Annotated in this window: 5 protein-coding genes; all 5 read left to right on the top strand. The window is 45.8% G+C overall.

Features of this window, described 5'->3' with window-relative positions; all coding sequences use genetic code 11:
* Positions 1-3: 3 nt before the first annotated feature.
* On the top strand, positions 4-2,106 hold the full coding sequence (locus tag G563_RS0124400) for a tetratricopeptide repeat-containing sensor histidine kinase (RefSeq protein WP_084650968.1): 2,103 nt from the start codon (positions 4-6) through the stop codon (positions 2,104-2,106).
* Between the two features lie 138 nt (positions 2,107-2,244).
* Complete coding sequence (locus G563_RS0124395) at positions 2,245-3,435, top strand: hypothetical protein (RefSeq protein ID WP_028667633.1); 1,191 nt, start codon at positions 2,245-2,247, stop codon at positions 3,433-3,435.
* A gap of 392 nt (positions 3,436-3,827) precedes the next feature.
* Positions 3,828-6,434: a hypothetical protein gene (locus tag G563_RS0124385; protein ID WP_084650967.1), complete on the top strand. Its 2,607-nt coding sequence runs from the start codon at positions 3,828-3,830 to the stop codon at positions 6,432-6,434.
* A 118-nt stretch (positions 6,435-6,552) separates the two neighbouring features.
* Positions 6,553-8,199 (top strand): spermidine synthase, encoded by a 1,647-nt coding sequence (locus G563_RS0124380; protein WP_028667630.1) that lies wholly within the window; start codon positions 6,553-6,555, stop codon positions 8,197-8,199.
* 46 nt (positions 8,200-8,245) lie between these two features.
* Positions 8,246-14,115, top strand: a 5,870-nt coding sequence (locus G563_RS35770) for an Ig-like domain-containing protein (protein WP_037328007.1), incomplete at its 3' end; no start/stop codon positions are given.

The raw sequence follows: 14,115 nt of genomic DNA, 5'->3' as shown, positions 1-14,115 counted from the left end.
CGTATGAAATACGCTGTCCTTTTTATTTTTTCAGTTTGTGTTTTTAGGGTGGGACATACCCAAAACAAATCCTTTACAAGCTTTCGTGATTATCTCGTTCCTGCTTCCCGTTTGGATAGTTTGAGAAAAGTAGAACAAAGCATATCACCCAACTCACAATCAAGGCAATACCTGCATTTGTTGATTGCCATTGAGTTGGGTAAGTCGCATCAGGACGATTCGATCACTGCGCAACAGTACAATAAAATAGTGCAATTGGCCACCAGGCATAAATCCATCTTGGGGCTTGCCATGGCAAATTATCTCATGGGATTGTATAACTCATCGTGGCAGGAAGAGGTTGCTTATGAACAAATGATGAAAGCACAAAGCCTGTTTACCCAATTGAAAGATACGTCAGGCATCGTTCAATGCCTTGGTTGGTCATTGAGACAATTTACACAGGATGACCCATCCTACGGTTCATTAGGTAAAAAGGATTTGTTGAAAATGAATCAAGAGAATTTTGCTAAGCTGGTGGCTCTTTCCAAAAAATCAAGGCACGCCATTGACAGGTTTACGTACTATCGAATTGTTTTGAACATTCGTCCACCTTTTTTCCAAGAAATAACCGAAACACAACAAATGGAAGCCTTCAGAGCGGCCAGTGAAATACTGGACAAAAACCCGCACTTAGCATACTTGAGAAAAGCACTTTATCGGGCTGCTCAACAAGGCTACTTAAATTCAAAAAAATTTGATAAACTCTTGGAATTGGGTTTGAAAATACTGAACCATCCCGAAATTAAAGCCACTTACCCGGATTATAGAAATGTAGCCAATACGTACACACATATAAAAAAATACGACAGTGTTATTGTGTATATGGAGGAGGCGATTAGGCGAGCCAAGATAGAAGATCCTAAGAATCTAAGGGCGTTACGGGGAATGAACAGGCGTTTAAAAAATGCATACTTTGAGGTAAGAAAGTGGGAAAAGGGTATAAAAGCCTATGATGAATACGATAAATATAATAATTTGGTTCGTGACAATGACCGTAGATTGGCCGTGTATGAAATCAAGGAAAAATATTCCTTTACCGAAAAAGAAGCCGAACTCAAACGGATTTCCTTAGAAAAGCAGGTGGCCGAAAGCCGAAATCAACTGCTCAAAGCGCAATATGAAGCCGAAAAACGCGAGGCGGCTTTAAAAAACCTGGCCTTAGAAAACCAAGCCACTGAAAGCAAAACCAAACTGCTCCAAAGTAAGATAGAAGTTCAAAAAAAAGAAAGTGCCATCCGACTGGCAGAATCCCAAAAACAACTTTTAGTCGGCGGTCTGCTGGTCGCTTTGGGATTGATTGTAACCATTCTTGTGTTTTCCATAAAACTCCGAAAAACAAATACGAAACTCTTGGAGCTGCAACAGGGTCGTGACAAATTCTATACCATCATTGCTCATGATTTGCGCACACCCATCAACAGCCTCAATGACATGGGAGTGGTATTACAACACCTCATCCAAGAAGGCAAAAAGCAGGAGCTGGACAAAGTCATCCAACAAATAGAAAATATGCGGCAGAAGACCCAACTGCTGCTCAATAATCTGTTTGAATGGGGAAAAAGTCAGTATTTTACGCCTGAGGTTGAGGAAGCTGGGCAACCAACGGATGTGGTACCTTTGCTCCGAGAACTTTATCAAACGTATCTCCCTTTTGCCGAAGCAAAAAAGATTGTCATGGTTGCTGAGCTGCCTTCAAGGTCGGCACTCTCTGTGGCTCCCGGCGGCTTGCTGATGACGGTGCGTAACCTACTGGACAATGCCCTCAAAAACACCCCTGCCGGCGGAAATATCAAAATAGAAATGAGTGGATCGTCGTCTGCCGACAGCCCTAGTCAATCTTTTTCAAAGCTAACGATCACCGATACCGGCAAAGGCATTGCCCCCGACCAGCTTTACTATTTGCAACAGGTGTTTGCCGGAAAACTCAAACCCGAAGTAGGAGTACACGGACTGGGGCTTGGCATGGTATTGAGTCATCATTTTGTGCAAAAAAATAAGGCTGAACTGACCGTACAAAGTGAACTGGGAAAAGGTACTTGTTTTCAATTAACTTTGAAGACTTAAAAACACACCGCCCCTTTTCGTTTTTAACTTGCTAAAAGCGCATCTTTGAAGCAGAAAAACAAAAGTGATAAATAGTATGATGATTTGGCTAAACCATCGGAATGGTTCTTGTTAAAAAATGGCTGTAATAGTCAAAACATGAAATACCTGTTGACGCTTTTTGGGGCTTTGTTCATCACCCTATCCCTCCATGCCCAAAAACTGCATGTACTGTTTGTTGTCGAAAACGAAGATCCTAATTTTGGCTTACTGCAATTGCGAAGCGAAGCCGATATGCTTCAAATCTTAGAAATCGCAGAATGGGGTTTGGGCTATAAAATGGAGGTGATGCACCTGACAAAACAAAAATTTACCGCAACAGACCTTCAGCAAACCATTGATTCGCTTCCCACCGGAGCAAAAGACATCATAGTGGTGTATTATGCTGGCTTTGGACTTCCTCCAACCAATAAAAAGGGCTTTTTTGCTAACTGGAAATTGCGAGACGCCCCTACCAAGGGGCTCTCGGTGGATGAAGTGGCGGGGTGGTTGGAAACCAAACAAAAAGCTCAAAAACTGCATTTGGGGTTGATTGTGTCGGAATACAGCGCCCAAAGCATTCATTCATCCCAACGAGTAATCGACACCCTCGGCACTTCGATTGTGTATCGGCAGCAAGTGGTTCAAAAACTGTTTTTAGGGCAATGCGGCATCGTCAAAATGGGAAGTTCCCGGCCTTATGAGCCTTCTTGGGTCAATAAAAACCACAGTGCCCCTTTGTTTACCGAATCACTTGTACGTGCTTTTGAGCGAATGCTCATGCCGGTGGATTCGAGTGCATTGAGGCACGTTTCGTTTGGGCAGTTTCATGCTTATGCGTCTTCTTATCTAAATCGGTATTTTAACGACTTACCAATTAGCCAAACACCTATTTTAGAAATTAAATCCTGCAAAGACAGTACCTACAGCACCACAATAGAAGCGCGGCCCAATTCTGTAGCGGCTCCTATCAAAGTGGTGGGAGGGTTGCTCAATTCATTGGCCCAAAATAAAGATACCCTCCAACGTCACCAGATTAAACAACAACTTGCCGATTATTTTACCCCTGATGCCACCGTCAGGGTTTTTCGATTGTATGGGATAAACCGTATACCAAAACCAAAAGAATATACTGTAGAGACATATTTTAATATGATACACCTGCCCAGTAAAAATCCGGGGACCCAAGAAGTAATACCCAACATGATGTACCTATACATTGGCAAAATAGAAACCGATAATACTGATTCTAAACGCCCCCTCATCAAACAGCTATCCGTTTCCGAAATGTGGGGCAATGTTTCGCATTGATGTCACTTCAGCTTATTGGACTTAATGTTTTTTTCCCTGCTATTTTAATAATTTGCTGCGACCTTTAGCCGTCTTTGTATTCAATTTGGCATGAAAATTGTCCAAAAGGAAGGCGGCTTTCACGGCCCAAACTATCCCTATTTTTGCCTTCTATCCACAAACCTTCCTTCCCTATCTCTTCCGTTATATTTTAAAAAACTCATTCCAAAGCTAGAAATTAGGGGTCTCTTGCATTCCCTTTTTTTTATCCTCTCCGCGATTGGCTTAGGCTTACACAAAAATAACCAAAACGATAAGTGGTATACCAATTTGGCTAAATCGTCGGATTAGTTCTTGATGCAAAACAACTATGTAGATTCCATTGAGTTTCATCAAATTTATTCTCAAATCGCATGATTGTTTTTTACCGCTTCCGTATCCCTAAGTACTTACTGACAACAAGCCTACTTTTGTTGTGTATGCTGGCGGGAATAGTGAGGTCTTACGCACAGACCGAAACCTTTCCATCGGGTTCGTACATCATTAACATGGGGATTACCCCGCAAACCCAAGCTAATGCGCTGAGACCCTACGGGTTGATATACGATTTGTTGAAAAACGACAAAATCCCTGTCAAATGGGTCATCAGCCAAACCAAAGGCATCGATGGCATAGACTTTAGCCATCAAGGGGTAGATTTTCGAGGGGGGACGTTCATTATCCCTGCCCCTTTTCGAAACTCCTCGGTGAATGGAAAAATTAGTAGCTATGGTGTTTCTGGAATAACCACAACTAGCCCTTTGACCGTAAACGTAACCTATACGCTCACGTCAGCTCCCCGCTGGACATTGGACGACAAGAATGGAAAAATTGCGGAAGGCTTCTTCAGCCAAGCAGGGATTCCATCCTCAGCTTACAACTTTAAAGACCCCCAAACCCTTGGGGTGTGTGATGATATTTTTGTGATGCCCCATGCCGACCCCACATGGAGTACCCACGGCAACCTGTACAATTGGAATCGTAATAATCGTGGGTCGATTTGGGCGGGCTGTAAAGCTGTTTCGGAATTGGAAAATATGAACAATGGTAGCCTGCAAACCAACTTCTTGGCTAACAATGTAGGTGGCGTTGGCAATGCCTTGGTGTTTTCCAACCAACACAATGATGGAAGTCCTCCATATACTCGTATCAACCCAAGTAGTCCTGCATCTCAATACATGGGGGCGTCTGACGCAGCCCACCCTGGAGGTGCCGAACAAATCTACCTGCCCAAAGCAGGGGGAGGCTGGCGGTCGTCGACCCAAGTTATCGCTTTTGACCCTTCCCAATCCAATGTACCCGGGTTATCGCCCGGGCCAGCAGCCGTGATTGTTTTTGGCCGTGGTTTTGGTTTGAATACTTCTGGCTGGGTAATGTACGAAGCAGGTCATGACATCAAGAAAGCAGGCGGTACGGCCAGCATAGCTGCTATCCGTCCCTTTTTTAATTTTAGTCTTTTGTCTTCTGTAGATAAAGTACCTTTTATCAGTGTGGCAAATGTTCCTACAACCTTGTCAATAGGTGTTGGCTATGCAGTCAGTGTCACGGCTACCTCTCCGGTATCTTCCCCACTTACTTATCAATGGACGAGTAGCTGCGGAGGTACTTTTGCCAATCCCAACGCTGCCAGTACTACATTTACCCCTCCTAATGTGGGTAGCGTTACCTCTTGTATGATTACCGTCACAGTATCCGACGCCTGCGGCAGACAAACCTCCTCTGCCACGCCTATCACCATTCAGCCTTGTACTCAATCAGTTAGCTCTTCCATAACACCGTTGTGTCCAGGTACTACCAATACTGGTGCCATCACTATGACTGTTACGGGCGGCACTGCACCTTATACTTATACATGGACTCGCTCTGGCGGCGGCTCTGGTTCAGGCAATGGCACTACCATATCTGGCCTTGCTACTGGTACTTATACAGTTACGATTACCTCTGCAAGCGGATGTGCCAATACGTTCACCGCTACGGTAGGTACCTATCCCGCTATTGTCATTACGCCTACGACGACTCCAGTGTCTTGTAATGGCGGTGCAACGGGGGCCATCAGCCTGTCGGTTTCGGGCGGGACGCCGGGTTATACCTACAATTGGGGCGGTGGCATCACTACCCAAAATCGTAGTGGCCTAACGGCAGGCAACTACAGCGTAACTGTCACCGACACCAAGGGGTGTACCGCTACTGCAAACAACATCAGCGTAACCCAACCCGCAGTAATTAGCGCTACACCCACCGTAACAAACGTGCCTTGTTTTGGGCAATCTACGGGTGGTATCACACTTACAGTGGCCGGCGGAAACGCCCCCTATACCTATCAATGGAACGACGGAGCCTCTACCAAAGACCGTACCAATATCCTTGCCGGGACATACAGTGTGACCATCACTGACGCAAACAGTTGTACTGGAACAGTAACCAATATTTCAGTTACGCAGCCTTCAGCCGCACTTACGGCTTCTTTGTCAAAAATAGATCCAAGCTGCGGAGCCACCAACGGCAGTGTTACGGCTACGGTATCTGGTGGCACTGCCCCCTATACCTACGACTGGAACGGTACACCTACCGGTGAGGGCACGCCTACCATTACCGGTTTGACCGCCGGAAATTATCAAGTAACTGTCACCGATGCCAAAAACTGTACCGTTATTGTTTCTATTACCTTATCAACCGCTGCCTCAATTGTATTGACGACCAATGTTACACCTCCAACTTGTCCACCTGGTTCTAATTCTCCTTTGGGGGCAAACGGGGTCATTGATTTGGTGGTAACCGGTGGAACATCACCCTTTACCTACAATTGGACAACTCCAAATGGAACAGGTCTCACCCCAACAACTCAGGATCAATCAGGCCTGTCGGCTGGAACTTATAATGTAACCGTAACCGATGCTGGGGGGTGTACAGCCAGTACTTCAGTAATACTTACAGCCATAAATCCTCCACCAGTCCAGCCAATAACGATAAACAATAACTAACATTTTTAACGGCTCTAATAAGATGATGGCATTCAAAAAAGGATGTTCAAAAGCATACCTATTGATTGTCTGAACCAGATTCGATCTTGAAGGAAAGAAAAAATAATAGAGATTTCTAATGGAATACAAACTGAAAAATAAACTTGGTACTGCACGTAAAGATAATGTAGTACAACCCAGCCAAAGGAATCTATTTCTAATAGTGTCTTTTGTGGAGGGGGCTGCGGTTATGATCATAGAGCTACTGGGTGCAAAGATTGTAGCCCCGTTCTATGGCACCTCCATGTATGTTTGGGCCTCGGTATTGGGCGTTACGCTCATTGCTCTTTCTGGCGGCTATTTCATTGGTGGCAGTGTTTCTAATAAATACAAAGACAAAAGCCCGCTGTTTGCAGTACTTGCTGTCGGAGCAATATTAACAATCATTGCCCCCCGAATTGCACCCGCTATCATGATGGCTACGGCCGATCTGGGAGTTCGTATCGGCTCATTAATCTCGGTTTCAATCTACTTATTGCCTCCCATTTTTTGCATGGGGATGGTTTCTCCCATCATCATACAGCTCATCAATCAATCCGAGGCAAATGCAGGGCAAACAGCTGGTACCATCTATGCCATTTCTACAGTAGGGGGCATACTCGCTACATTTCTTGCGGGTTTTGTGCTCATACCCGAGCTCGGTATCCGAACAACGGCCACTTTTACAGGGCTTGTGCTGATAGTCGTTTCCGCAGTCGGTATGTTGAGCCGAAAACAAAAAACGCAGGCTGTTCTTTCCTTTGTCCTTTTTATTTTTTCTGTTCCGTTCGTCTACAGCAAACCTACCGCTGATCCGGCTATTACAATACAGTATCAGTCAAGCGGTATATTGGGAGAATGGACGGTTGTAGATCACAAAGGTTTTGCCAAAGACGGCCGTCCAGTTAACACAAGGCAGTTGTTGCTAAATGGAATAGACCAAACGTTTACGAATGTTGGCATTGAGCCATTTTCAGTATGGAGATATCCCCATAAAGTGACGGCTTTAGCAGGGATAAAGCCAGCTAAGAGTAAGGCTTTGCTACTGGGAATGGGGGGAGGAAGTATTGCCCATAATTTGATTCGACTTGGGTTTGAACTTGATATTGTGGAGTTGGACGAACGGATTCCGGTTATCGCTGAAAAATGGTTTGGTTATTATCCCACCTCTGCTAATCTGATCATTGATGACGCACGCCATTACATTCGAAATACCGCTAAAAAATATGATGTGGTCATATTGGATATTGTAAATGGAGAGGTACAGCCCTCCCACATGTTTACCCAAGAAGGTTTAAGAGAGTTAAAAATGGCATTAAACAGAGATGCCTTGGTGATCGTGAATTTTCAGGGTCAATTGGACACTGAAGACCCCAAACTTTCACGTGCTCCTCGTTCGGTCATCAAAACTTTTGAATCTATTGGATACAAAATGTTTGCGGTTAAGAATGAAAACAAATCGCTATCTGCTGATTTATTGCTCTACGGAACCTCAGGTTCACTGAATATCAAAGAGGCCCTCAGCCAAAATTTAAGATATAATGAGCTAATGCCGAACGATCACTTCTCAGCGGCAGATTATGCCCCAATATCAGCGTCCGCTTATGAATTGGGGGATGTGGAGGTAATGACGGATGACAAACCGAACTTAGAATTATTGAATACTCCAACTGTATTGAATTGGAGAAAGAATAAGATTGAATACACTGTAAATGGACTCATCAAAAAAGGAGTCCCTATTTACTAATCATCAATAAAGAATTTTATGTGTCAATCGAATCAAAAGCTATACTATGGAAACCATCTACGTAACTAAGCAAATAAACAATAAGTCTTCTCAGATTTATTGTCGTTTGTCGCGTATCACAGTTCTTTTATACCTGTTTTTGGGGGTTGTGGGGGTTATCCATGCCCAGACTGTGACCATTACCTCATCCAAAGCAACTCAGGTTTATAAAGGGGCCAATACCCGAAACTTTGGCTCTTGCCAGGGGATCGGTCCAGACAATGCGACCAATTACCAGCAAAACCCCCTCATTCAATTTGATTTGTCAACTATCCCGGCCGGGGCAACGATCACCTCGGCAACCCTCCGAATGGTACACGCTCCAAACGGTACAGGATGGGATAACGAGAAAGGTTCATCGTTTACGTCAATCATCAGAAGGGTTACGACGTCTTGGGATGAAGGCAACTCCTGTAACGCCAATGGATCAGGGGCCACCTGGAACACCCCCGGAAGCGGCAGCTGGACTGGCGGGAGTTACGCAGGTACAAATTATGGTACACTAACAGCTGGTGCATCTGATGCTACGGGTACAGTCTATAATATCACCATTACGTCGTTGGTGCAGGAGTGGTACAATGGTACCTCTCCGAATCATGGTTTGGGGATAGTACCTTCAACCCTTGTAGGTGACAAAGAAGAATCTTGGTACTACATGTACAGCGATGATGCAACTGATGCGAATAACCGTCCACAGCTTATTGTCAACTATTCGCTGCCACCAGTAGGAGGAACAGCCGCTAAAACGGATGCCTGTATCGGTGTAGCCAATGGAACCATAACCGTATCTAACCCAACTGGAGGAAGCGGTACGTACCAATACCGAGTCAACTCCGGTACTTGGCAAAACAGCAATGTATTTAACAGCCTTACGGCTGGAAACTATACGGTGCAGATACGAGACGCCAATAATATAACGAATCAAACGACGCTCACCCCCAACCCCCTTGTAGTCGGTAGTTTACCCGACTCCGACGGGGATAATATTTCGGACGCGTGCGATTTAGACGATGATAACGACGGCATATTGGATACCGTGGAGGGGTCTGGCAACACAGACGGAGATGGCCTGATTAATTCATTAGATAATGATTCTGACGGGGACGGATGCGCCGATGCCATAGAAGGCGGTGGCAGCTTTACGGCAGCCAATATAGATGCCAATGGCCGGCTCACCGGAGGCGTTGGCTCAAACGGTGTCCCAACAGCTGCGGGTGCCGGTCAAACCGTTGGTGGCAGTCAGGTAGCTACACAGGTTATTATTCTGACCCCCCCAGGCAATCAGGCTGTGGCAGCGGCTGCACCGGCTACTTTTAGTATCTCTGCTCGCGGTGATAACGCTACCTCGTACAGTAGCGGTACGCCCAGCTACGGTACAGCCGGCAACTCCAACGCGAATCTATTATACCAATGGTATTTGGGAGACCCTGATGCTGGGGGAACAGCCCTGGCAAACACGGGTGTATATAGTGGCGTAACAACCGCTACGCTCAATATATCGAACAGTACGGGGTTATACGGGAATACGTATTTCGTGCTGGTCACGCATAGTTCCAATGATTGTATCCGACTCAAACGCTCAGCGGCGCTTACGTTATTTTGTGGTGCTATCACTGCTTCCGTGACATCTCAAACGAATATCAATTGCTTTGGTGCCTCCACCGGTGCGGTCACTGTGGCAGGTGCAAACGGACTTGCACCATATACATATAAACTGGGAAGTGGTGCTTTTGGTAACTCAGGTACGTTTACCAACCTAACTGCTGGTGCTTACATCATTACTGTAAAAGATAATGGCGGTTGTGAGGAGACCGTTAACGTTATAATTACGCAGCCTTCGGCAGCTTTGGCTGTTAGCCAATTAACCGTACAGCCACAATGTTTTGCCTCAGGAAGCATTACTCCTACCGTAATCGGAGGAACTGCGCCTTATACCTATGACTGGGCAGACATAGCTGGAACCAATAATACTGCTAACCGAGCAGGCTTAGCCGCAGGTACGTATAGTCTGACCGTTACCGATTCGAAAGGCTGTACGGTTTCGAGTGGCAATATTGTTTTGAATGTCCCCAGCAATTGCGACCCCATTGATATTTGTCGGAGCAGCGTCGCAGAGGTATTCTCTGTTACTCCCGACCCTGCCAATATATCCTATACTTGGACGGTTCCTGCTGGGGCAATCATTGTATCAGGACAAGGTACGCCAGAAATCAGGGTTAATTGGACCGGTGTCACGCCCGGGACTTATCAAGTGTGCGTTGTAGCGGTGAATAATTGTAATGAAAGTGCCCAGACTTGCATTGATGTAGATGTCATTCAACCCACCGCACAAGCCTCCGTAGTATTGCCTATTTGTAAAGATAGAACAATCAGTTTGTTGGCTACTGGTGGGGTTTCTTATTCATGGACGGGGCCAAGCGGCTTTACGTCGTCTAGTGCGAACCCCACCATACTTAATGCAAATGCAGCCATTCACAACGGTACTTATACAGTCGTTGTGACGGATGCTTCAGGCTGTCAGGCCACAGCTACCGTCAACGTTACGGTAGAAGATAACCCAGTACTTACCACGGCGTCGGTCACAAATGCTACCTGTAACCAATCAAATGGAGCCATTAATATTACAGTAACTGGTGGTACACCTGCTTATAATTACAGTTGGAATAACGGGGCCACCACCGAAGACTTGACTAATTTGAGTAGTGGTAGTTATACCTTAACGGTCACGGATTCAAAAGGCTGTTTTCAGACTTCAACCGTTGCCGTCATCAGTACAGACGGACCGACTGTTACAAACACAAAGACAAATGTAACCTGTAACGGTGCAAGCACCGGAACTATAAACGTGACTGTGACGGGCGGCACAGCCCCTTACACCTACTTGTGGTCTGATGGAGCCACTACTGAAGACAGAACGGGATTAACTGCTGGCACTTACAGCGTAACTGTGAGGGATGCCACCGGATGTGTAAGTACTACATCCGCTACCATCACGCAGCCAGCGGGGATTGTGCTGGATCATGTTAAAACGAATGTCAATTGCTTCGGAGGCTTAACTGGAAGCATAGACTTGAGCGTATCGGGTGGTACTTCACCGTACAGCTACGCATGGACTCGTAACTCAGTTCCTTTTTCGGGTAATATCCAAGACCAGTCTTCTATAGGAGCAGGTACTTACCAAGTAACAGTCACTGACGCCAATGGCTGTACCGCAACGCAGACCATCGTACTCACTCAGCCAAGTGCGGCTTTAGGTGCTACCCGGGTTATTTCCAATGTAAGTTGTCGCAATGGTACAAATGGTCAAATTGTATTGACCGTAACCGGCGGTACAGCACCCTATACCTACGCTTGGACGGGTCCAAACAGCTTCACAGCGACTACAAAAGACATCATTAATCGCCCAGCAGGTACGTACAATGTGACCATCACTGATGCGAATGGTTGCACCTTCCCACTGGTAAACATGGTGATTACCCAACCTTCCTCTTTGGTTGCGGTAACTCCTGTTGGCACAACCAACGTGTTGTGTTTTGGGGATGCGAATGGAAGTATAGATATCACGGCTACCGGCGGTACGCCACCGTATACATATGGATGGAATACCGGTGCTACTACCCAAGATATCAGTGGGCTGAATCCTGGAGACTATAATGTAGTGGTAACCGATGCCAATGGCTGTTCGATTACATCAAACATATTTACAATTTCCGGTCCAACTGCCCCCATATCTGCTACGATAACGCCTACTGAGGCGGATTGTTTTGGAGCATCCACTGGCCAGATTTCTCTTATAAGTGGCGGTGGTACACCTACTTATACCTATCTATGGAGTAACGGTTCGACCAATCAAAACCTGTCTAATGTACCAGCAGGAGATTATTCGGTGACAGTTACCGATGCAAACTTGTGTAAGCAAGTATTCACAACCTCAGTGGGTCAACCCATCCAAATCATCATAACGGGGGCAATTACCAATGCACTTTGTACTGGAAGTGCAACCGGTGCTATAACAGTATCCGTAACAGGTGGTTCTTCAATTTATACCTATAAATGGATAGATGGCCCTACTTCAAAAGATCGTACCAATTTAGTAGCGGGTAACTACACCTTAGAAGTGACCGATAACGCCGGATGTAAAGTTTCTAAAACCTTTACGGTTAATAATACCTCCAGCCTTTCGCTATCGTCTATAACTACCCCTATCAGTTGTTTTGGCAACACCAACGGTAGAGTAAACCTCATCGTTACTGGTGGCGTTGCACCCGTTACGTTTAGCTGGTCCAATGGTGCCTCCACAGAAGATATTTCAGGTTTGGCAGCAGGGACTTATTCAGTTACTGTTACGGACAACATCGGTTGTGTGAAAACATTAACGGCAAGCCCCGTTACGCAACCTACTCTTTTAACAGCTACTGCTTCACAAACAAAAAGTGTAACATGCAAAGGGGGAAGCAATGGTGAAGCAACGGTTACGGGTAGTGGTGGAACAGCCCCTTACACGTACATTTGGTCCAATGGAGCAATGACCACGACGGCTACAGGGTTAGCGGCTGGTACATACAATGTATTCGTTACGGATGCCAATGGGTGTACGGCTACCGCCTCGGTAGTGATTACTGAACCCACAACTGAAATAGAGCTATTTGTCAACGTGTCAAATACCTCTTCGTGTGCTATCAACAAGGGTGCCATAGATTTAATCATCCAAAATGGAACAGGTCCATTCTCGTACGTATGGACTGGTCCAACCGCCATTGGGAATATCCAAGATCCTTCAAACCTATCGGCAGGTACCTACAATGTCACAGTGACTGATGCATTAGGCTGTACCAAAACTATCTCCGCTACCGTTGGTAGTGCCCCTACGCTCTCAGTAAGCGTATTGATTGAAAACAGCAGTTGCCAGGGAATTGATGGTAAAGCATTTTCAGTAGTGACAGGTGGGGTTGGACCATACACCTACTTATGGTCTCTTGGCAATATTACAACTAAAGACCTAACTGGTTTATCAACAGGCACTTATACCGTAACCGTAACTGACGCCAATGGTTGTACCGCCTCTGCCTCTGGCACTTTTACCCCTCCGAATTGTCAGCCGCCAGTAGCAGTTGATGACCCGTATACAACTCCTTTCAATACACCCGTCAGCGGCACAGTAGCCCCCAATGATTCCGATCCTGACAATACGTTGTCCGAATTATTATTTGATCCTTTGGCGGCACCGTTATTAAGTGAAGGAATTATTGTGTGGGACACAACAAACAATGGTTCATTTACCTTTACCCCAGCTTTAAATTTTGTGGGAGTTGTTACTATTCCTTACAAAGTCTGTGATCCTACTGGTTTGTGTGATAATGCAAATTTAATCATCACCGTGAGCGCACGTCCGCCAGTAGCCACTGATGATTTCAACAATACGCCTATTAACACCCCTGTCACAGGTAACGTATTGACCAATGATGATGACCCACAAGGATTACCATTGACGGTCAACACCACAATACCGAGCATCTGCCCACCACAACACGGCACAGTGGTGATGCAAGCCAACGGTAACTATACCTACACTCCAAATAACAACTTCGTAGGAACGGACAGGTTCTGCTATGTGGTCTGCAGTAGCATCAATTTGTGCGATACGGCTACTGTTACCATTGACGTCTTGCCGCGACTCACAACCAACAGTGTGATAGCCAACGACGACGCGAGTCAAACGCAAGTAGGTGTTCCGGTGAAAGTACGGGTGTTGCCCAATGATTTTGACCCGCAAGGCGACAAGTTTGCTTCTGTCACCAGAATCAGCAACCCTACCAACGGTACGGTGGTCTACAACGCCACAGATAGCAGTTTCACTTACACGCCAACGGGTGCATT

It is taken from the genome of Runella zeae DSM 19591, assembly GCF_000423565.1.
GTDB lineage: Bacteria > Bacteroidota > Bacteroidia > Cytophagales > Spirosomataceae > Runella > Runella zeae.
Note: the sequence above shows the minus strand (reverse complement) of the source record. Positions and strands in the feature narration are given on the sequence as shown.